A 20,382-nucleotide genomic window follows, 5' to 3' on the forward strand; every position below is an offset into this window, starting at 1 on the left:
CAGTGTGCCCGCCCGGCTGAGAGCTTGGGTACTCAGGGCGGCGGTTGGCCATCCGATGGCAGCTGGTCGGCGAGGCACTGGGCCGGTGGGTGTGGGCGCAGCGGGCCGGCTGGGCCGGGCTCGGCCAGGAGCAGCGGGACCTGCTGGCGGCGGTCGGGATCGAGGAGGACCAGGGGCTGGCAGCCACGCGGGCGGCGGCTGCGGCGAAGCCGAAGGTGTCGCGGGCGGACCGGTTCGGGCACCTGGCGGCGCCGGCCGTGTTCGTCGAGTGGGAGGGGCACGCGAAGGTGCCGCGCACGCACAAGACCGCGGAGGGGCTGTCGCTGGGCGCCTGGCTGAGCAACCAGCGCGCCTGGCGGGACAAGCTGAGCGAGGAGCAGCGCGGGCGGTTGGAGGCTTTGGGCGTGGCCTGGTAGGCCGTCCGGTCAGGGGTTTTGTGGCCCGGGCGGTGTTGTCCTGTGACGAGTCGGGTTCGCCGCCTGGCGTGCGGCCCCGCGTGGCAATTTCATGCCGGTACACCACCGGCGGCCGCACATGCTCGCCCGCAGGCAGGATCACTCGGACGAAAAGGTGTTGAACCGCCATATTTCATACTGCGGTGCTTACGCTGACGCGCGGTGGCCTGTGCTCTTTTGGGGTCCTGTCAGCGCGGTGGCGCAGCCCGCCCCAGGCCGGTGAGGCACACGGCTGTGGGCCCGGGTGGTGGCTGTCGTGGCGGGGCGGGCCGTGGCGGTCGCGTCTGTCGTCATGGCACGGGCCGTTCCGGCCCCCGGGGGCCTGCGTCGCCACATCCTTGGGTTCTTCGAGCGAGAGGTACGGCGATGATCAGTTGTGGGAGACGACGACTGCCCGGCCCGGCGGGGCACGATGCAGGCGCTTGTCGGGCCCCGCGGTGGGCGGCACGGGCACGCGCCATGGTGGCGGGGCTGGTGCTGCTGGGGGGCGTGGCACTGCCGGTGACGGCGGCCGTCCCGGCCCGGGCCGCGACGTCCGGGACCTTCGCCTATATCGCCAACGCCGTCTCGAACACCGTGTCGGTGCTCAATCTGGCCACCAACACCGTCACCACCACCATCCCCGTCGGCACCCAACCCGAAGGGGTGGCGGTCAGCCCGGACGGCACCACCGCCTACGTCGCCAACCTCGCTTCGAACACCGTGTCCGTGATCAACACCACTACCAACACCGTCACCACCACCATCCCCGTCGGCACTTCGCCGTTCGCGGTGGCGGTCAGCCCCGACGGCACCACCGCCTACGTCACCAACGAGAGCTCGGGCAACGTGTCCGTGATCAACACCGCCACCAACACCGTCACCACCACCATCCCCGTCGGCACTTCGCCGTTCGCGGTGGCGGTCAGCCCGAACGGCACCACCGCCTACGTCAACAACCTCGGCTCGGGCAACGTGTCCGTGATCAACACCGCCACCAACACCGTCACCACCACCATCCCCGTCGGCAGCAACCCCGAAGGGGTGGCGTTCAGCCCGGACGGCACCACCGCCTACGTCACCAACGGCCTCTCGAACAACGTGTCCGTGATCAACACCGCCACCAACACCGTCACCACCACCATCCCTGTCGGCTCCGTCCCCCAGGGAGTGGCGTTCAGCCCGGACGGCACCACCGCCTACGTCACCAACGGCCTCTCGAACACCGTGTCCGTGATCAACGCGGCCACCAACACCGTCACCACCACCATCCCTGTCGGCCTTTCGCCGTTCGCGGTGGCGTTCAGCCCGGGCGGTACCCGCGCCTACGTCACCAACAGCAACTTGAGCACCGTGTCGGTGATCGACACGGCCACCGACACCGTCACCACCACCCTCTCCTCTGGCATCGCCCCCCGTGGGGTGGCCACGGCCAGGGTCCCGGTGGTGGCCACCGCCACCTGTCCCGCCGGCCACGTGATCACCGGCGGCGGATACCAGCAGAGCGGCGGCGCCGTCCCACCCGTCCAGGTCACCAACCGACCCGCCGGCAACACCTGGCAGATCCTCGCCGACAACCAGAACACCAACTACACCAACGTCACCCCCTACGCCGTCTGCGCCCCATAGCCCACCCAGCTCCCGCAGCCGCCGTGCCAGCTGCGGGGAGCCACGGGGGCCGCGGAGACACGACCACAACGACCAGGCACAGCCCCGTGATCGCCACTCGCCGCCGCACGACCCGGCAGAGGACCCGGCCGGGACACGGGCCTCATGGACGTGCCCCGCCGTTGGGCACAGGCGGTTGGGCTGTCAGTGGTCGTGGCGCTCGCAGTGCTCGTCGTGCCCGTGGCGCTTGATCTTGGTGAGGTCGGCGGCCGTGTGGCTGCTGGTGTCGCCACCCCCGAGGACGGTGGCGCGGTTCGTCACCTCGGCGTGGGCCCTGCAGGAGACGTCGACCTTCAGGGTGATGGGAGGGTAGCTGCTCCCGGCGGGGAGGACGTCGCTACGAGTGCAGGTGAGGATGTTCAGGGTGCAGGTCCATCCCGTACCGGTGATGCTGTCGGCGCGGAGCCCGGCGGGGAGGGTGTCGTACACGGTGACCGTACTGCCGTTGGTCGGCGCGGCCCCGGTGGCATTGCCCACGGTGATGGTGTAGGTGCCGTCCCGCCCCTGGGTGAAGTGCTTGGTGTGGGTCTTGCTGATGGTCAAGGACGGGAGCGTGTAGGAGATGGTCACCTGGCCGTTGTGGTTCGCCGTCCCGATCGTCGAAAGCGCATAGGACGTGCCGGTGCCCGTGGGGGTGGCGAAGCTGCTGCCCCCACCACCCCCGCCCCCACCCGCGCTGATGCCGAATTTGTTGACGGCGGCGCTGCCGCCGCCCCCGCCGGCGAAGTACCCACCCCCGCCGCCCCCGCCACCACCGATGGCAGCGGCGGCGCAGCCGCCGTCGAAGCTGCCCCCGGCGCCACCGGTCCCGACCGTGGCACCGGAGAACCCGCCCCCCGGCTTACCATTCGTGACCACACAGGATGCAACGATGCCGGAGGCCCCGCCGACACCCCCGGTGCTGGTGCTGGTGCTGCCACCGACACCACCCAGCCCCGGCGAGGCCCCAGGGCCGGTGGCACTTCCCGCGTTACCGCCGACGGCATCCGCCGTCGTGCCGTTGCTCCCGTTGCCTCCGTTCCCCCCAGTGGAGCCCGCGCCGGTGCCGCCGGCGGCGCCGCCGCCCCCGGCGACCACCAGCAAGGAGCCGCCCGTGCTGACGCTGGAGGCCCCACCCCCACCCGGACCTTCGAAATGAAAACCAGTGAGCGGGAAGCTCCCGCCAGGGGCGCCGCCGTTGAAGCCGCCGGCACCCCCCGTCCCGGTGCCGTTGCAACCCTTGCCGCCGGTGCCGCCGACATTGACGGTGAACGTCGTCGGGGCGACGGTCTGCGGCAGAGTGGTCACCACCCGCGCCCCCGCCCCACCAGCCCCCGTGACGGAACAGGCGGTGCCGGTGTTGTCGGCGCCACCGGCGCCGTCCGCGGTGATCGTCACCACCGCCGCCGCCGGAACCGTCAAGGTCTGCGCAGCGCCGGTGAAGGTGAAGGTCTGCGACGGATCAGCCCGCTGCGCCCGCACCGGCACGGCCCCCACCGGCGCGGCGGCCACCGGTGGAGCCGTGGCCGCCAGCAGCGCCATACCGGACAGCACCGCGCACCCCACCGACGCCACCCCCACACCGCGCTCCCCACGCCGTCCACCCAAGCCAACCGGATCGGACGCACCGACGGCACCAACCGGGGCCGTCCCACCGACCAGAGCCCTGTTGAACACGGCCACGGGCCACTGACGGCCGACCCGGTACCACGACAGATCGCCCTGTCCACGAGTACCAGCACTCATCCGCGGGTTCACCTCTCCTCACAACAAAGCGCCCCGCACCCCCCGCGCGACAAGACACAAGCACCACAGGACACCTGACGGAAAATCATGACAAACCACAATTAGATACCCCGATCCGATCACTTCGAGGTAGCGAGGTGGCGAGAAACCTCGTGTGTCGCAGTGCCCCGCGCGAGCCGGTGCGAAGGATGAGTCACATCACCGGCCCGGTCCCCGCCGAACGCGCGCAGCGCCTGACCTGGCTGGGCATGCGCTGGGATTAGCAGGTACAGGCCCGGATCATCGACCGGCCGGCGGCGCGCAGCCAGCTGGCCGCACCGCGATGACACCCAGCCCGCAGCCACGCCCAGGGCCCCTGTCGCGCGCAGCTGTCGCGCCCCGACCTCGCATGGGGGTAAGCGCCTATCCGCGCAGGTCACAGGGCGCGACAGCACCCCCTCCCGCGACAGGGGACGGTCCGTAATCCCGTCCGCTAACCAGTCCCTATCTCGGGGCCTCTGCCGGTCCGGTCGGCACGTCTCTGACCTGCCTGGCGGAGTTCGCGCCCCTGCCGCAGACCGGTACACCACCGGCGGCCGCACATACTCGCCCGCGGGCCGGATCACTCGGACGAAAAGGTGTCGAACCGCCATATTTCATACTGCGGTGCTTACGCTGACGCGCGGTGGCCTGTGCTCTTTTGGGGTCCTGTCAGCGCGGTGGCGCAGCCGCGGGCCGGTGAGGCATCAGAGCACGCGACTGGGGGTACGGGTGGTGGCCGCGATTGCGGGGCCGGCCGTGGCGGTCGCGTCTGTTCGTCATGGCACGGGCCGTTCCGGCCCGGGGCCTGCGTCGCCACCCTTTTGGGATCTTCGAGCGAGAGGTGCGGCGATGATCAGTTGTGGGAAACGACGGCTGCCCGGCCCCGACCGGCAGGATACGGGCCCGAGCCGGCCCCCGCGGTGGGCGGCGCGCGCACGCGCCCTGGTGGCGGGGCTGGTCCTGCTGGGGTGCGTGGCACTGCCGGTGACGGCGGCCACGCCGGCCCAGGCCGCGACGTCCGGGACCTTCGCGTACGTCACCAACTACGTCTCGAACACCGTGTCGGTGATCAACGCGGCCACCAACACCGTCACCACCACCATCCCCGTCGGCAGCCGCCCCAACTGGGTGGCGGTCACCCCGGACGGCACCACCGCCTACACCGCCAACTTCGTCTCGAACGACGTGACCGTGATCAACACCGCCACCAACACCGTCACCACCACCATCCCCGCCGGCAGCCGCCCCAACTGGGTGGCGGTCAGCCCCGACGGCACCACCGCCTACGTCACCAACAGCGGCTCGAACACCGTGTCGGTGATCAACACCGCCACCAACACCGTCACCACCACCATCCCCGTCAGCGCCGCCCAAGGGGTGGCGTTCAACCCGGACGGCACCACCGCCTACGTCAGCGGCTCGAACACCGTGTCGGTGATCAACACCGCCACCAACACCGTCACCACCACCATCCCCGTCGGCTCCCTCCCCAAGGGGGTGGCGTTCACTCCGGACGGCACCACCGCCTACACCGCCAACCTCAATTCGAACAACGTATCCGTGATCAACACGGCCACCAACACCGTCACCACCACCATCCCCGTCGGCACCCTCCCGTACGCGGTGGCGGTCAGCCCCGACGGCACCACCGCCTACGTCACCAACAACGGCTCGAACAACGTGTCGGTGATCAACACGGCCACCAACACCGTCACCACCACCATCCCCGTCGGCTTCTCCCCCGAAGGGGTGGCGTTCAGCCCGGGCGGCACCCGCGCCTACGTCACCAACTACGGCTCGAACACCGTGTCGGTGATCGACACCGCCACCGCCACCGTCACCACCACGGTCACCTCCAGCAGCAACCCCATCGCGGTGGCCACCGCCAGAGTCCCGGTCGTGGCCACCGCCACCTGCCCCACCGGCCACGTCATCACCGGCGGCGGATACCAGCAGAGCGGCGGCGCCGTCCCACCCGTCCAGGTCACCAACCGACCCGCCGGCAACACCTGGCAGATCCTCGCCGACAACCAGAACACCAACTACACGACCGTCACCCCCTACGCCATCTGCACCCCATAACCCACCCAGCCCCCGCAGCCGCCGTGCCAGCTGCGGGGAGCCACGGGGGCCGCGGAGACACAACCACAACGACCAGGCACAGCCCCGTGATCGCCAGTCACCACCGCACGACCCGGCAGAGGACCCGGCCGGGACACGGGCCGGAAGGCCCGGCGCACCAGGCCGCGCACAGCCGCCGAAGTACCCCACAAGAAGCCCCCAGCACTGGATCCGGCCCACCGGGCGCAGCGGCAGGAGATCAATCCGTTGGTGGTATCTGGCATGGCATGGCCCATCACCCGGCAGTGGACCTACGCGGTCGCGCGGCAGCGGTGGCCGGAGTCCGACGGCCACGTCGACTGGGCCGTGCTGCCGCTGGAGACCGCGTTCGAGGGCGGGCAGCTCGGCCGGTGGGTGCGCACCCGGCGGGCCGGCTGGACCGAACTCGGCCAGGAGCAGCGGGACCTGCTGGCGGCGGTCGGGATCGAGGAGGACCAGGAGCCGGCGGCCGCGCGGGTGGCAGCCGCGGCGAAGCCGAAGGTGTCGCGGGCAGACCGGTTCGCGCAGGGCCTGGCCGCGCTGGCCGCGTTCGTCGAGCGAGAGCGGCACGCGAAGGTCCCGCGCACGCACAAGACCGCGGACGGGCTGTCGCTGGGCACCTGGCTCAACAACCAGAAAGCCCGCCGCGACAGCTCAGTGGCGGTGCCGGCGACCAGGCTGTGTGGGCCCCGATCAGGCCAGGGCTGCTGGACGGGCAGGCCTGCGTCCGAACACGTAGGTGCTCCTTCCCCCGTGAGGTGTACCGGCGTGTACGTCGCGCTTGGCGCGGTGTGGCAGATACTCGGGCGCTCTGCCGGACCGGCCTCCCCGGGGCAGGGGGCCGAACCCCACGCCCGGCCCGGGTGCCCGGCGGGGTCGTCAGCCGGGCAGCCCTGGGACGACCAGGCCGGATTCGTAGGCGATCACCACGGCGTGGGTGCGGTTCTGCGCGCCGAGCTTGGTCAGGATGTTCCCGACGTGGGTCTTGACGGTCTCCGGGCTGACGGTGAGCGCGTGGGCGATGTCGGGGTTGGAGCGTCCAGTGGCCATCAGCCGGAGCACGGCCTCCTCACGGAGTGTCAGGCCGGCGTCCGGCAGGGCCTTCACGGAGTCCAGCGGGCGGGCGGTGACCATACGGCGCAGGTCGGCCGGGAAAAGGATCTCCTCCCCCGCCGCGACGGTCCGAACGGCTTGGGCGATCCGGGGCACGGGGAGGCGTTTGAGCGCGAACCCGCTGGCCCCGGCGCCGAGCGCGGCGGTGACGTGGCCGTCGTTCTCGAACGTGGTGATCACCATGACCTTGGGCGGGTCCGGTACTTCCGCGAGGATCCGCCGGGTCGCCTCGATGCCGTTGCAGCGCGGCATCCGCACGTCCATCAGCACCACGTCCGGCCGCAGCCGCCGGGCCCCCTCGACCGCTTCGAGGCCGTCGGCGGCCTCGCCGACCACGGTGATCCCGGGCTGCGCCGCGAGCAGGACGCGCAGGCCGCTGCGGGTCACCGCGTCGTCGTCGGCGATCAGCAGCGTGGCGCTCATGCGGGAGTCCGGACGGGGAGGCGGGCCTCCAGGACCCAGCGGCCGGCGCCGTCCGGCCCGGCCCGGAACTCGCCGTGCAGCAGGCGCACCCGTTCGGCGAGGCCCGGGAGTCCGTGGCCGGAGGTCGGGAAGGCCGCCCGCCCGCTCCGACCGCGGCCGGTCCGGTTGGCCACGCCCAGGGCCAGGCCGTCCAGCGAGAGCGCCGCCGTGACGCGGATCGGACCGTCCGCGCCGTGCCGCAGCGCGTTCGTCACCCCTTCCTGGAGGATCCGGTAGGCCGCCCGCGACAGCGCCGCCGGCACCCGGGCCAGGTCGCCTGACAGGTCGGGCTCGACCACCGTGCCCGTGTGCCGCAGCCGGTCGAGCAGTTCGGGCAGGTCGGCCAGCGTCCGGGCGGGTGCCGTGCCCGCAGCCTCCTCGCGCAGCACGCCCAGGACGTAGTCGAGGTCCTCCAAGGCGGCCCGGGTCGACTCCTCGATGCTGCGCAGGGCGGCCCGGGCGGCCATTGGATCGCTGGTGAGCACTTCACCGACCACCGCCGCCTGGATGGTGGCCGCCGTCAGGGTGTGTCCGATCGAGTCGTGCAACTCCTGGGCCAGCCGGTTGCGTTCGGCCAGCCGCCGTTCCCGCGCGGCCGCCAGCGCGAGCCGTTCGGCCGGGGAGGGGCCGAGCAGGCGCGGTGCCAGTCGGCGCAGGACGCCCGACACCGCCACGCACACCAGCGCCGCCAGCAGCACGCACAGTAGGGCCGCCGCCCAGCTCGCCCAGCCGTCCCCGGAGCGCAGCGTCCGGCCGAACAGCGACAGTTCCGCCTCGTCGCCGAGCCAGCGCCCCGGCAGGGCCAGCGCCGTCAGCAGCAGCAGGTTGACCGTCAACGTCGCGGTCCAGCCCGCGGCGACGTGCAGCAGCAGCCACAGCGGGGTCCGCCGCCGGTCCACGCCGAGCGGCCCGGCCGACTCCGGCAGCGGCGCGTCCAGCAGGCGGCGGGCCCCCGCGATCAGCACCCGCCGGGTGGTGCGGGCCAGCCCGGCCGCGGCGATCAGCCCCGCCCACACCACCAGCACCAGTGCGGCCCGCACCCCGTACGGGCCGGACTCCCACAGCAGCGCGGGCAGCACGGCGAACGGCAGCAGCACCGCGCTCGCCGCCGCACCGAGGAACGCGAACAGCACGCCCGTGTATGTGGAGCCGCGTAGCAACGGCCGGATTCCCCAGGTCATGGACGCCAAGTATGACGTCCCGCACTGCCGGCCTCCTCCCCCGATCGGGGGAGCACGGTTTCCCTCCCGCCCGGGAGGCGCGCACGGGGCGCCGTGTTCCAGGATCGGTCAGGCCCGGAGCGACCGGGCCGATCACGGAAGGACAGCGGATGCCCACCCCTGGAACGACGGCCGCCCGGCCCGCGGCAGCACGCAACACCCCGGCGACGGTGACCGTGGTGCTGGGCACGCTCGGCCTGTTCACCTCGTTCGCGGTCGTCGGCGGCCTGTTCGGCGCCGCCGGCCTGGTCACGGGCACCATCGCCCTGCGAGTGTCCGGACGCACCGGCACCGGCCGGGGCCGCGCGCTCGTCGGCCTGCTGCTCTCGCTCGCCGCGATCGCGGTGTCCGTCCTGGCCGCCGCCTTCATCGCCTGGTACGCGAACCACACCCAGGAGTGCTACCGCCCCGACGGCCTCCACCAGTACGTCGAGTGCGTCCGCCGCAACCTCTCCGGGCACTGACCGCGCCGGGAACCCCGGCGAACACCAAAACCGCACACACCATCAGAGGTGACATTCCATGAACTCACGTACGCCGCTTCGGTTCCACGTCCTGCGTCGCAGGACGACTCACACTGCCGTCGCCGTGGCCATCGGAGCCCTCGCCCTCGGCGCACTCGCCCCGTCCGCCGTCGCCGCCCCGGGGGCCGCCAGGCCGGACGCCATCCAGCAGCGTCTGAACGCGATGGTGAGCCCCGATCACGTGCCTGGCGCTCTGGCTGCCGTCCGTGACCAGGCCGGCCACACCCGTACCTATGCCGCGGGCGTCGGGGACCTGGCCACCGGTGCGAAGGTGCCCCGGGACGGCGAGGTGCGGATCGGCAGCGTCACCAAGACGTTCACCGCGGTCGTCGTGCTGCAACTGGTCGGCGAGGGCAAGATCCGCCTCGATGACCCGGTCGAGACCTACCTGCCCGGCCTCCTGCGCGGGCAAGGGATCGACGGGCGCCACATCACGGTGCGTCAGCTCCTGCAGCACACCAGCGGACTTCCCGACTACGAGGACGACGTCACCGACGACATCCTCCAGCGCCGCTACCTCTCTCCCCGCGACACCCTGGACATCGCGCTGCGACACGAAGCCGTCTTCGCCCCGGGGACGAGTTGGGGGTACAGCAACACGAACTACCTGGTGGCCGGGATGATCGTGGAAAAGGTCACCGGACGGCCCCTTGCCGAGGAGCTCGACAAGCGCATCATCAAGAAGATCGGGCTGCGCCACACCTACCTCCCCGCCCCCGCCGAGACCACCCTTCGAGGGCCCCACCCCCACGGCTACCACAAGGACGGCCCGGACGGATCGCTGCGTGACGTCACCGAGATCGACCCCTCCGCGGCCTGGGCGGCGGGCGCGATGGTCTCCACCAGCTCCGACCTCACCCGGTTCTTCTCCGAGCTCATGAAGGAAGGCCACCTCCTCAGCGGCCCCGAGCTCGAGCAGATGCGCACCACCGTCCCCACGGGCGTGCCCGGCTACGACTACGGACTGGGGATCATGAGGACACAGCTGTCGTGCCACAAGACCGTCTGGTGGCACGACGGCAGCATCCCTGGCTACGGAACCTGGAGCGCCGCCACCGACGACGGACGCGCCGCCAGCGTCGCGACGACCGTCGACCCGACCAGCATGGCGGACCTGCGGCCAGCCGAGGACGCCGTCGACGCGGCCCTGTGCGGCTGAACCACGCCCCCCTGAGAACCGCGCGTAGGCGGCACGGTTGTCCGGGTTGTCCAGGGCCTCGGTCAGGAGGAGCACCTCGGCGAGGAGCTGACGCTCGACCTCATGGCCCGGCGCATCGGATTGGTCGCCCGTGCGACCCGCACAGTCGAAGCGGGAACCTGCTCACGGGAACGGGGACGAACGGACAACGCGTACCTCACCACCAGGTCGGCCTGCACCACAGCCACGAGCCTGCCCACTGATCACGCTACCCAGCCAGGGAATCCCCAAGATCACCGACAGAGCCAAGCTACTGACCTCGGCGCTTGAAGGTGACGGCAGTGGCAGATCTTGGGAACGGCTGCGCCGGTCACTGCGACGGTCCGCCAGTAGAACGCGCCGATCCATCACCCCGAAGCGCCGAAGTCAGCGGCCGGGACGGGGGCCTGCTGCTCGCGGGCCTCGCGGAGGTCGCGGCGGAGCAGGACGACCCAACCGGTCGGGATCAGCGCGGCGAACAGCCACCACTGGATCGCGTAGGGCAGGTGGACGCCCTGGCCGACCACCGCGTCGTCGTTGGTGGTGGTGACGTTGGGGGCCGGCACGAGCTCGGCCTCGTCGGCGGCCGGTGGGGTGGGGCTGGTGGAGACCAGTTCCAGGTAGCCCGCGACGACCGGCCGCTTCAGCCGCGCGGCCTGCACGCCGCTGTCGATCCGCATGAACATCCGGTCCGGCAGGCCGGCGGGCTCGCGGATCCCGGTGGTCTTGAAGGTCTCGTCGGGCCGCAGCCGGCCGGTCACGGTCAGCTCGCCGGAGGGGGCCGGCGGCACCGTCGGGTAGACGGTGGCGTCCGCGCCCGAGCTGACCCAACCGCGGTTGACCAGCACCAGGTTGCCCGCGTCGGTGACCAGCGGGGTGATCACGTAGTAGCCGACCGTGTCGCCGTCCGCCGCGGTGCGATGGCGGATCACGAACTCGTCCGACGGGTCGTAGCGCCCCGTCGCGGTGACCGGGCGGTACGTCTGCGTGCTAGGCACGGTCCGGCCGGGGTGCGAGATGACGTCCATCGCGACCGGCGGCGCCTTCATCGCGGCGGCGGTCACGGCGTTCTGCCGGTTGGTCTGCTCATAGCGGTGGTACTGCCATCGTCCGAGCAGGACCATCGCCGGGGTGATCGCGAAAAAGACGAGGGTCAGGACCAGCCAGCGCCGGGTCAGGAGAATACGGAACAGCACCAGGTGACGGTATCTCCCCTCGACCCGCCGCCCCGAACCGGCCTCGAACCCGCCCCTCGGTTCGAGCCCTCAAGCGCTCGGTTCGGCATCAGCCAGGCAGGTCAGCGTCTTTGCCGGTCCTTGGTGTTGCCGTCAGAGGCGACCAGGCCGTGCAGCGCGAGATCGCGCAACGCCTGCCGGACCGCCTTGTTCGACGCCGCCCCGGGGCGCAGCCGGCGCACAGCCCGTCATCGCCCCGGGCGGCGGCCCGCTCGCGCCCGGCCCACCGCTCGTCCGAGAACGGCATCGTGGCGTCGGTTTCGCAGCGGTCTGGTCGGGCGGTCACCGGACCGGGGGCCCCGGGCTGCGAAGCGCCCGTCCGCCACGCATAGCGCCGTGCTCGGGTGACTCATCTGCGTCAACTGAGCCGTTGGAACCGGCCAAGCGGAAGCGAAGTGACCACGCGACGCAAAGCTTCGACTACAAATGGTGATGCTACATTCACTCAGAGTATCGATGGGGTTTCCGTGGCCGCGTCTCGGGTCGCCAGGCACCGGTCTTACGCCAACGGCCCGAAGGAATTCAGCGGATGCAGGGGTCCAACCACTCCTGTCAGGGCCCATCAGTCGTCAACAGGAAGAAGGCAGCCACGGTGAGCAACGAGCAAGCGCAGCTGATCTACGGCCAGGGAGAAGAGGCGTGCCCCGAGGGAAGCTTCGGCCTCTACCGCGCCACCAACTTCAACATCGGCCAGGCCCCGGGAGTCGGTGACAAGATCCTGGTCATCCCGGTCGGCACGTCCGTCAACGACTTCTCCGTGTACGGCTTCGACCACAGCGGCGACGGGGTGAGCAGCGTCGTCAACCGTACCGACGAGGACAACGCGCTGTTCTCTGCCGCTGACCAGCGGGGGCATTCGTTGCCGGTGGACCGCAGGTCCTCGATCGCGAACCTGGCGCGGATCGCGATGGCCGACAGTCCGAACGGCAGCTGGAACGACCAGCCGCAGTCGGCGCTGGCGGCTCCCTTCCTGGGGAACCTGATCGTCGAGCAGTCTTTCCTGAGCAAGTGGCAGGACTGGGAGACCCAGAAGTGGATCTACTCCTACCGGATCACGGTGCGTGCCGCCGAGACGCGCGTCGTGAAGTGGGCGCTCGGCTTCGGTGACCTGCCCGAGGGGACTGCCCTGTACAAGGGGTTCACCGATGTGTTCTGGGGCCAGATCCTGCGGGACGGCACTGAGGGCAGTGTCCTGCTCGGCTCCCCGGCGGGCGGCGGACACACCATCGACCCCGGTACCGACCTCGCCCTCGACATCCAGGTCCTCTACGCGAAGGAAAGCCCCGCCCACGAACACCTCACGAGCCTGAACGCCCAGCAACTGGGCTGAGCGCAGACTTCACCGACCCCCCAGCCACCGGCCGTTCCCCACCAGGGGACGGCCCGCGCGCAACCCCACCCACCCCAGCCGTCGTCCAGAACCGCTGTCGGACACGGCCCGGCCGCTACGGGAGAGCAGGCCCGGCCGGCGCCGGGTCAGGAGCGGCGCCACCAGGGGCCCGCGAGCTTCGCTCCTGCGGCGGCCTTCGCCGCGGCCTCGGTCTCGGGCCGCCGGATCGCCCCGCCCCCTCACCCCCGACCCTCGATGGCTCGCCACGGGACTGGGCCGGCCGCTGGCTGGAGCGCCAACGCCGGCACATCGTCTGGCGGGTCCTCAGCACAGCGCGAGCGCCTGGCCGAGTTGGGTGTCGAGCCGTTCCCGGCGATCTGATCGCGGTCCGACGTTCGAGCGACCGCTTGTCGGGGCGTCGCGGCGACCGGGCGGTTGCACGGTCGCCGCGGCGGTCTGGGGCCTGCGGTGCAGGCGGGGGTTCTAGGCGAAGACCTGTTGGAAGGCCCAGATGGCGTTGTCGGAGCCGCGGTGGAAGACCACGATGCGGTTGTCGTGGAACTTCGCCGGCACGGGCAGGCCGAGGAGGTTGCCGCCCAGCTGGGCGGCGTCGGCGAAGTCGGAGACGTTGACCTTCTTCTGCGCGCAGACGTAGAGGCTGCGGTCGGTGGCGATGACGAAGTCCTCCAGGCGGCCGTCGCCGCCCCGGGCCGCGGTGGGGGCCCATCTGTTGTTCGCGCCGGTGTTTCCCAGCAGGCTCAGCTGCGGATCCCACGCCCAGTAGTCGACGTTCTGCTCGGCGACGTGCCACCTGGCGCCGGCGCGTAGGCGACGCGGGTGGAGGGGTTGTCCAGCGCCTCGGTGAGGGAATGCCGGCCGGGGCAGCCAAAGCGCCACCACCTGGGACAGGCACTCGGAGCGGCCCGGCACCTGGGCAACAAATCGAACGAGGGCGCTTCAATTTAAGCGCCCTCGTTCGATTTCCAAGGCCGTCCGAGCGCTCAGTGGGCGGTGCCGGTCAGCCGGTCGGGCCGAGGCGGCTGGAGGCCCATCGGAGTACCTCCTGGTCGACGCGGGTGCGGCCGGTGCGCTGGAGGGCTGTGTGAGTGTGGGCGGTCAGACTGGCCCAGTTGCGGAAGTTGCCGTGGGCCGCGTGGTGGTGGTCAGCGAAGGCGATGTCGCCGGGTCAGCGAACTGATGAAACCGTCAATGACCATGTCAGGACGGATAGATGAGCGACCCGAGCGGCGGACAGGGATTGACCAGCGTGCTGACGCCAGGGCGCTCGACGAAGGCGCGGGCGGCGGCGGCCTGGCGGCGCTGGGACTCCAGGTCGTCGGCGCGCCAGGCATCCCGCCGGGCGCGGGCGTCGTCCCAGTTGTAGGAGACAGCACTGACCGAGGCGTTGCCGGCGGCGCGACTGATGTCCGCTTTCATGATGGCGCGTTGGAGCACGGTCTGCGTGGCGGCGAGGTCGATCCGGGTGATCAAGACCCCGGAGGTGTTCGGCACCCGGGTCGGAATGGGGGCCTTGGGGAGCAGGGAGATCCCGGTGTCATGGAGCGCGGCCGCGACGTCGAACAGCACGCCTGCTACAGCGTCGGGCAGTTGCAGGACCTCCTCGACGAATGGCTCGTCCACTGGCACCACCGCCCCCACAACGGGCTGCGCCACCCCGTGCTGCCCAGGACCCGGCTGACGCCGAATGAGATGTGGGGCGCGCTGACCGCCGTCTGCGGGTACGTGGCGGTCCCGTTGACCAGGCGGGACTACCTGGAGCTGCTGCCGGTGCGCTGGCTCGCCATCAACGACCACGGCATCCGTCTGGGCCAGCGCACCTACGACCACGACCTCCTCGGCCCCTGCCGCGACCAACCCTCCCCCATCGCCGCACGTGGCGGCCGATGGGAGATCCACCACAACCCCCACGACCTGCGCCAGATCTGGGTCCGCTTGCCCGGCTGGAACGACCTGGTCGAGATCTCCTGGATCCACCGCGACCGCCAGTCCGCGCGGGCCCAGCTCCAGGGCGACGCCGGGCCGGCCGTCCCCGGCCTGGACGGCGTCGATGCCGGCGGCCGCGAGCACTGCGACCGTCCGGTCCCACAACGCCCGTCGGCCAGGGGCCGGGTTCGGTCCTGGGCCTGCGGCGCGCGCTCGGTGCCGACCTCAGCCGGTGTAGGTGTACTTGTCCCAGCTCGTCACTGGGCTGATCCCGCCGAAGGTGGCCACCCTGACGTCGACCGTGCCGGTGCCGGGAGGGGAGGTGACGGTGCAGAAGGACGGGCCGCAGGAGCTGTCGATCCCGGGCACGTCCCCGAAGAACACCCGCCCGCCGGTCAGGTTGTTGCCCGTCAGCCAGACCCTGTCGCCCGCGGGGCCGCTCCACAGGGGGCCGCTGGGATTCATGCTGCCGGGGATGTAGAAAGCGCCGAAGACCGGGGCCGGTGCCGCGGGCGGCGGGCCGTAGTAGCCGAAGAGGCCGGCGTCGTTCACCGTGCCGCCGGGGGTGACCACGCTGACCGGTACCACGCCGAGGCCGCCCGGGGTGGTCGCGGTGCACTTGGTGTCGGTGCACGAGGCACTGGCGGCCGGGGTGTCGCCGAAGAGCACCATGGCGTCGGTCAGGTGCTCGCCGGTGATGGTCACCGGGGTGCCGCCGGCGCCCGGGCCGAAGAACCCGTCCACCCACCTGACCTTCGGCGCGGGCGGGATCACCGGCGTCACCTGGGCGTGCGTGGTGGTTTCGCTGGCGACGTTGTTGGCCGGGTTGGTGTCGTCCCGGTGCGAAACGGTCGCGGTGAACACCCCGAGCGGCACCGTGGTCGGGGTGGACACATACACGGCCATGTACGTCAGCAAGCCCTGGTCGCGGGTGCCGACGTAGGTGGCGGTGAGGTGCTGGCCGTCGGGCGAGATCGCGGAGCTCCACGTGTAGTCGCCCGGCCACGAGTACATCTGGGTGCTCAGGACCTTGAACCCGGTCGGCACGTCCAGGGTGATCTGGGTCGGGCCGTTGGTGGCGGCAGTGCCGCTCGGGCTCCACTCGACGTTGACCAGGCTGGTGGAGCCCGGCACCATGCCCTCGACCTCGAGCTGGACCGCCTCGTCCTCGCCGGCGGGTGGAGCGGCAGCGGCGGGTAACGCGGTGGCCACGGCGCTGGCCAGGACGAGCAGCGAACACGCAAGCGTACGTGCGATCTTCATGGTTTCCCCCCATGACGCAAGTCGGAAGTACGGTTATAGCCCGACGAGACGTCAGATCATGCCGAGATCGCCCAACGCCCTTGCCAAACCAACACTTTCGGCCAACGGGAAGCCATGCGGTTCGTCCACCCCGCGAAAGGCCGCCAACCCGCGCCCGGGCCGGCTGCGGTGGTGTGGTCGGTGCGGTTGGTGCTGGTCGTGCATCCGGCGACCCTACCCGGCCCCGGTGCCCCGTTCTTCTCCCCCGCCCTTCCTCTCGCCTCGCTGTTCCCTCCTGGCCGGTGGCTCCGCGAAGCGGGGCCGCCGGACCGCCGCGCAGCGGACAACCACCAACGCCGTCGGCGCGCAGCATCAGGTTGCCGGGAATCTCGTCTCCGCTCCTGCTCTGCGCGCCCATTCCTCTCCAGCTCTTCCTCTGCTCTTCGTCCGGCACGGCTCCAGCGCCTGGGCTTGTCCCGGCACCGCGGCCGCAAGGGGCCAGGGAGAAGTAGTCGACTGTCGCCGACCTATGGACAAACGGGCTCTGAACTGCGGAAACGGTCTCTCCGACGGCAGGGGCTGGCGCAACCGCGAGTAGCAACCCCGAGAAGCAACGCCCAGTAGCAACCGGCAGAAGCAACCCGCAGTAGCAACCCACCCGGATGTGCTGGGACATGTGACTTTGCACGGTAGATGGCCACTTTCCAGGGTTGGTGGCCAGAGTTTTCGCGCTTCCTGGCCAGCCTGAGCGCGATACATGGCCACGGCACCTGGCTTACGGCATGACCAACGATCTCCCTACGGCAGAGCTACACCCTTGTGAAATCCCGATAGGCTTGGCCGGTGTCCCGAACACCTAGGCACCATCACCCTCAACATGGAGGACTGATGAAGCGTCTCGTGCCCTACCTCGCCGTACCAGTAGCCGCCGTCCTCATGGCCTTCCTGGGCCTTGCCGGCCCCGCCGACGCGGCATCACTCCCGCCGATCCTGTACGCGAGCCAGGGCGGCTTCGCACACCAGTGCACCGTGATCGGCAACGACGGAACCGTGGAGGGCGTGGTCTGCGCGGACATCGTCACGGGGCTCGACCCGGAAGGGGTCCAGGGCCAGTACTGGGCTGAAGCACAGGTGGAGGCGTACTGCCAGAACATCCAGGACGGCATCATCGTGCAGTGCGCGAATGCAACCGTGGACTTTGGCCTCTTCGGGCCGGGCACGTCCTGGCCGCTGAACGCGCACACCTATGCACAGTGCGGCCACGGTGCTGGCCCCTGCGCGGGGCTCTACCAGCGCAACTACTTCCATGCCCCCAGCATGGGCTACAGCGAGGACATCAACCACTGCAGCGGCAACGTGGGACTTGAGACCCAGGTGCAGACGGTCGACTTCAGCGAGAACTTCAACACGTCGATCGAACTGCCAGTCTCCGACAAGACGGTGTACCTCACGCCCTTGAACGGCAACGACAGTCCAAACCAGGCCAGCGGCCACTACTTCATCTGCCCGTAGCAGTATTGACGGGCTATGTTCCAGCGCGCCGCTGCCCACTTCGCCCGCCACGTTCCGACCACCGGCCGTCACCTGCTCGTCCAGCCCCAGGAGCACGCCGTGCTGCTGCAGCTGGCCGACAGGGCCAGGCTGCGTCCGCCCCGGCCCCGGTAGGGGCCACGGGGCCGTTGCCCCTGCTCGCTGCGAAGGCCAGAGAACGCGGGGGGCCGCCGCCCCCGTGGTGGCGGCCTCCGGTGCTTTCTCAATCCCGCGCCGAGGGTTCTCACCCGACCTGGCAGCCCCACAGCTCAGCACAAGATCCACAGACACGCTCAACGCGACAGGACACTTCGAGTCGGTGGCACCTGATCGTGGTGGTTGATGCCACCCTGGAATGTACCGAAGCCGTCCCGAATCGCTGCTGCGCCGGTACCCACCGCCCGCAAAGCGCTAGCGTCGGGCCCATGATCGTATGGCTCAACGGCACCCACGGGGCGGGCAAGACGACGACCAGCGCACTCGTGCAGCAGCTGATCCCGGATTCACGGGTGTTCGACGCCGAGAAGGTCGGCGAGACACTCATGGACATCACGCCGGGGCTACCCGTGACGGACAACTTCCAGCACTGGCCGCCGTGGCGGCCGCTCGTGGTCGAGACCGCCCGCCGCGTGCTCGACTACACCGGCGGCACTCTGGTGATGCCCATGACCGTCCTGGTCGAGCAGTACTGGCGCGAGATCAGCACGGGCCTCGCCCAACATGAAATCCCGGTACGGCACTTCGTCCTCCACGCCGACCAGCACGCCCTCCGCGGACGCATCGCGGGGGACACTGTTGTTGGCCCCAACTCCCCGTTCCGCCTCAAGTATCTCGAGCCCTACGCCGAGGCGGCCCGCACATGGCTGCACGCCGAGGCCGAGGTCGTCGACACCACACACCTCACACCCGCCCAGGCTGCACTGCAGATCGCAGAGGCCGTCAAGAGTTGAGCGCCTGCGTGGCTTTGGCGTCTGCCCGACGCCGGTGACAACAAGACCGACCAAGCACCGCAGGTGACAACAACGACGGCCAAACGGTGCCGACCAGCCTGTTCCCAGCTCGACCAAACACCCAGGCCACGCTCCACGGACAGTGACAACTAGCGTGTCTCGGCACACCGGACCGACCCCGTGCCCGTGTCCGGGCCGATGGTCACCACCGGGTCCAGGCCGGACAGGCCGGCTCATGCCAGGCCGTGCGGACGACCACCCCGCCCGGGGTCAGATGCTCGCTCGACCAGGTCCGCAGCACCCGCCGCCCGGCCGGACCGGGGCCGGCGGCCATCCGGTGCGGGGACGGTGGGCGCGGCCGGACGGTGCCGACGGCGCCTGGTGGAGGGTGTCGTCATGTCGCAGGCTCTGCCCGCCCCGCTATCCCGCCGAACCTGGCCGCCACCCGAACAGTCCGGCCCCGACCGTTCTCACCGGCCGCCGACCTGCACCGACACCCGGAACCCACCAGCGCCCCAGGGCGAAACTCACCACCGGCCGGTGAAACTCACCAGCGTAGGTCGGCGGGGGTGGCCAAACTCCCCAGCGCAGCGGCCTGCGCCAGGGAGTGAGGCCAGGTCAGGAGCGACGCCACCAAGGGCCGGTGCGCTTCGCCTTGGCGGAGCTGTGGCCTCGGCTTCGGCTCGCTCGCGCTCGGCGGCCTCCCGCGCCCGCTGGTCGGCATCGGCCTGGCGGCAGTCGTCGCAGAGCCGGTCGTCGCTCGCGGGGTACTGTCGGACCAGCTGCCAGCGGTCATCGTCGAACTTCGCCCCGCACCGCCGGCAGGCCGGGCGCCCCGCCTCGCCCTCGGCCGCCTCCCGTGCCCGTCGGGCGATACGGGCCCGCTCGCGTTCGACGGCCAGGAGGCGGTCGCCGTCCGGGTTGTCGAGCGCAGCGGTGAGAGTGTGCAGGCCTTCTCGGCCGAAGCGCCGCCACACCCGCCTGTCGGCGCCGTGGGCCTCCAGCAGCTGCAGAGTGGCGGCGACCACGGGCAGCGCCTGGTGGTAGTTGCCACCCCTCCACTCGGGCAGGCGGCGGGCGGACCAGTACGCCGCCGAGCCGGACTCCACCTCGTCCAGACCGGCCATCAGCCGGGTGTGGTCGCGCTCCGCCTTGGCGGCCTTCTCCTCCTCACTGAGGGGCTTGTCACCGGGCCGCTGGCGCTTGCGGCCGGGTGTGAGGACGAGTGCGACGGGCGGGTAGCCCTCGTGGCCGGTGGCCGGGTAGACAGTGGGCCACAGCCGCAGGTCGGACCGGGTGCGGTAGGAGGTGAGCTTCTCTACGAGCGTGCCGACGCCCTCGTTATCGCGGTCGACCCCGACCAGGAGCACCGGCAAGTCGGCGCCGGGGTCGCGCAGCACGAGGCCGGTGAAGAGTGAGCGGCGGTGCGGGATCGCGTGCTCGACCTCGGTGGAGAACGCCTGAAGGTGACCGAAGCCGGCGTGGGCGAGGAGGCCGGCGGTGGCGACGACGTCCAGGACGTGCTCGAAGAACGTGGTCGACGGGCCGTCCCGCTCGGGGCGCAGCGCGGACAGCTTTGCCCCGGCCGGGAGGAGCCGGGCGGCTTCGCGGCGGCCGGCTGCGGTCAGGCACCAGAGCTTGCGCTGGTCCAGCAGGCGCAGCTCCTCGCGCACCCTTCCGGTGGCCTCCAGGTCGACCCAATGAGGC

17 protein-coding genes and 1 pseudogene are annotated in these 20,382 nt (G+C 70.9%); 10 read left to right on the forward strand and 8 right to left on the reverse strand.

From position 1 onward, the window contains the following. Positions 1 to 44 precede the first annotated feature (44 nt). Positions 45 to 416: a helicase associated domain-containing protein gene (locus tag ACIGXM_RS31675; RefSeq protein ID WP_396566977.1), complete on the forward strand. Its 372-nt coding sequence runs from the start codon at positions 45 to 47 to the stop codon at positions 414 to 416. Between the two features lie 498 nt (positions 417 to 914). After that, positions 915 to 2,063: a beta-propeller fold lactonase family protein gene (locus ACIGXM_RS31680; RefSeq protein WP_396566979.1), complete on the forward strand. Its 1,149-nt coding sequence runs from the start codon at positions 915 to 917 to the stop codon at positions 2,061 to 2,063. A gap of 183 nt (positions 2,064 to 2,246) precedes the next feature. On the opposite strand, the gene ACIGXM_RS31685 is transcribed toward ACIGXM_RS31680, so the two are convergent. Beyond that, on the reverse strand, positions 2,247 to 3,662 hold the full coding sequence (locus ACIGXM_RS31685) for a hypothetical protein (RefSeq protein ID WP_396566981.1): 1,416 nt from the start codon (positions 3,660 to 3,662) through the stop codon (positions 2,247 to 2,249). Positions 3,663 to 4,820: 1,158 nt separating this feature from the next. Between ACIGXM_RS31685 and ACIGXM_RS31690 the strand changes: the two genes are divergently transcribed. Both ACIGXM_RS31690 and ACIGXM_RS31695 read left to right on the forward strand, forming a co-directional pair. Next, positions 4,821 to 5,930, forward strand: a complete 1,110-nt coding sequence (locus tag ACIGXM_RS31690; RefSeq protein WP_396566983.1) for a beta-propeller fold lactonase family protein — start codon at positions 4,821 to 4,823, stop codon at positions 5,928 to 5,930. A 261-nt stretch (positions 5,931 to 6,191) separates the two neighbouring features. Continuing rightward, a pseudogene (locus ACIGXM_RS31695) lies at positions 6,192 to 6,584 on the forward strand (Helicase associated domain protein); the annotation flags it as partial. Between the two features lie 243 nt (positions 6,585 to 6,827). Here the strand turns inward: ACIGXM_RS31695 and ACIGXM_RS31700 are convergent. Together ACIGXM_RS31700 and ACIGXM_RS31705 are read right to left on the reverse strand one after the other, a co-directional pair. Continuing rightward, positions 6,828 to 7,484, reverse strand: a complete 657-nt coding sequence (locus ACIGXM_RS31700; protein ID WP_396566985.1) for a response regulator — start codon at positions 7,482 to 7,484, stop codon at positions 6,828 to 6,830. Next, a complete protein-coding gene (locus ACIGXM_RS31705; protein WP_396566987.1) occupies positions 7,481 to 8,704 on the reverse strand; it encodes a sensor histidine kinase in 1,224 nt (407 codons plus the stop codon). The genes ACIGXM_RS31700 and ACIGXM_RS31705 overlap by 4 nt, the downstream gene beginning before the upstream one ends. A gap of 149 nt (positions 8,705 to 8,853) precedes the next feature. Here ACIGXM_RS31705 and ACIGXM_RS31710 point away from each other — a divergent pair, with 149 nt between their 5' ends. Together ACIGXM_RS31710 and ACIGXM_RS31715 are read left to right on the forward strand one after the other, a co-directional pair. Next, the gene (locus tag ACIGXM_RS31710) at positions 8,854 to 9,207 is read left to right on the forward strand and encodes a DUF4190 domain-containing protein (protein WP_396566989.1); all 354 of its coding nucleotides are present in this window, start codon (positions 8,854 to 8,856) and stop codon (positions 9,205 to 9,207) included. A 124-nt stretch (positions 9,208 to 9,331) separates the two neighbouring features. After that, positions 9,332 to 10,426: a serine hydrolase domain-containing protein gene (locus ACIGXM_RS31715; protein ID WP_396566991.1), complete on the forward strand. Its 1,095-nt coding sequence runs from the start codon at positions 9,332 to 9,334 to the stop codon at positions 10,424 to 10,426. A 386-nt stretch (positions 10,427 to 10,812) separates the two neighbouring features. On the opposite strand, the gene ACIGXM_RS31720 is transcribed toward ACIGXM_RS31715, so the two are convergent. Further along, positions 10,813 to 11,640 (reverse strand): SURF1 family protein, encoded by an 828-nt coding sequence (locus ACIGXM_RS31720; protein ID WP_396566993.1) that lies wholly within the window; start codon positions 11,638 to 11,640, stop codon positions 10,813 to 10,815. Positions 11,641 to 12,271: 631 nt separating this feature from the next. On the opposite strand from ACIGXM_RS31720, the gene ACIGXM_RS31725 reads away from it, so the two are divergent. Then, positions 12,272 to 13,009 carry a hypothetical protein gene (locus tag ACIGXM_RS31725; protein WP_396566995.1) on the forward strand — a complete coding sequence of 246 codons (738 nt, stop codon included), beginning with the start codon at positions 12,272 to 12,274 and terminating at the stop codon, positions 13,007 to 13,009. Between the two features lie 483 nt (positions 13,010 to 13,492). Here ACIGXM_RS31725 and ACIGXM_RS31730 read toward each other — a convergent pair whose 3' ends face one another. From ACIGXM_RS31730 to ACIGXM_RS31740, 3 genes are all read right to left on the reverse strand, one after another. Next, entirely contained in the window at positions 13,493 to 13,939 is a 447-nt protein-coding gene (locus tag ACIGXM_RS31730) for a hypothetical protein (protein WP_396566996.1), read from the reverse strand. Positions 13,940 to 14,227: 288 nt separating this feature from the next. Further along, entirely contained in the window at positions 14,228 to 14,650 is a 423-nt protein-coding gene (locus ACIGXM_RS31735) for a hypothetical protein (RefSeq protein WP_396566998.1), read from the reverse strand. 528 nt (positions 14,651 to 15,178) lie between these two features. Further along, on the reverse strand, positions 15,179 to 16,216 hold the full coding sequence (locus ACIGXM_RS31740) for an IPT/TIG domain-containing protein (protein ID WP_396567000.1): 1,038 nt from the start codon (positions 16,214 to 16,216) through the stop codon (positions 15,179 to 15,181). Between the two features lie 867 nt (positions 16,217 to 17,083). Between ACIGXM_RS31740 and ACIGXM_RS31745 the strand changes: the two genes are divergently transcribed. The 3 genes from ACIGXM_RS31745 to ACIGXM_RS31755 all read left to right on the forward strand — a co-directional run bounded on the left by ACIGXM_RS31745 (position 17,084) and on the right by ACIGXM_RS31755 (position 18,675). Beyond that, a complete protein-coding gene (locus ACIGXM_RS31745; protein ID WP_396567002.1) occupies positions 17,084 to 17,707 on the forward strand; it encodes a hypothetical protein in 624 nt (207 codons plus the stop codon). Between the two features lie 15 nt (positions 17,708 to 17,722). Beyond that, positions 17,723 to 17,860, forward strand: coding sequence for a hypothetical protein (locus ACIGXM_RS31750; protein ID WP_396567004.1), 138 nt, complete (start codon positions 17,723 to 17,725; stop codon positions 17,858 to 17,860). Between the two features lie 290 nt (positions 17,861 to 18,150). Further along, positions 18,151 to 18,675, forward strand: a complete 525-nt coding sequence (locus ACIGXM_RS31755) for an ATP-binding protein (protein ID WP_396567006.1) — start codon at positions 18,151 to 18,153, stop codon at positions 18,673 to 18,675. A 527-nt stretch (positions 18,676 to 19,202) separates the two neighbouring features. Here the strand turns inward: ACIGXM_RS31755 and ACIGXM_RS31760 are convergent. Beyond that, positions 19,203 to 20,348, reverse strand: a complete 1,146-nt coding sequence (locus ACIGXM_RS31760; protein WP_396567008.1) for a hypothetical protein — start codon at positions 20,346 to 20,348, stop codon at positions 19,203 to 19,205. Positions 20,349 to 20,382: the final 34 nt, after the last annotated feature.

Origin of the sequence: Kitasatospora sp. NPDC052896, from assembly GCF_044547075.1 — a bacterium.
GTDB lineage: Bacteria > Actinomycetota > Actinomycetes > Streptomycetales > Streptomycetaceae > Kitasatospora.

Coding starts and splice junctions, on each gene's coding strand:
- ACIGXM_RS31750 (WP_396567004.1), top strand. CDS start 17,723: ATGTTCCAGCGCGCCGCTGCCCACTTCGCCCGCCACGTTCCGACCACC.
- ACIGXM_RS31680 (WP_396566979.1), top strand. CDS start 915: ATGGTGGCGGGGCTGGTGCTGCTGGGGGGCGTGGCACTGCCGGTGACG.
- ACIGXM_RS31710 (WP_396566989.1), top strand. CDS start 8,854: ATGCCCACCCCTGGAACGACGGCCGCCCGGCCCGCGGCAGCACGCAAC.
- ACIGXM_RS31745 (WP_396567002.1), top strand. CDS start 17,084: ATGAAGCGTCTCGTGCCCTACCTCGCCGTACCAGTAGCCGCCGTCCTC.
- ACIGXM_RS31740 (WP_396567000.1), bottom strand. CDS start 16,216: ATGAAGATCGCACGTACGCTTGCGTGTTCGCTGCTCGTCCTGGCCAGC.
- ACIGXM_RS31700 (WP_396566985.1), bottom strand. CDS start 7,484: ATGAGCGCCACGCTGCTGATCGCCGACGACGACGCGGTGACCCGCAGC.
- ACIGXM_RS31755 (WP_396567006.1), top strand. CDS start 18,151: ATGATCGTATGGCTCAACGGCACCCACGGGGCGGGCAAGACGACGACC.
- ACIGXM_RS31705 (WP_396566987.1), bottom strand. CDS start 8,704: ATGACCTGGGGAATCCGGCCGTTGCTACGCGGCTCCACATACACGGGC.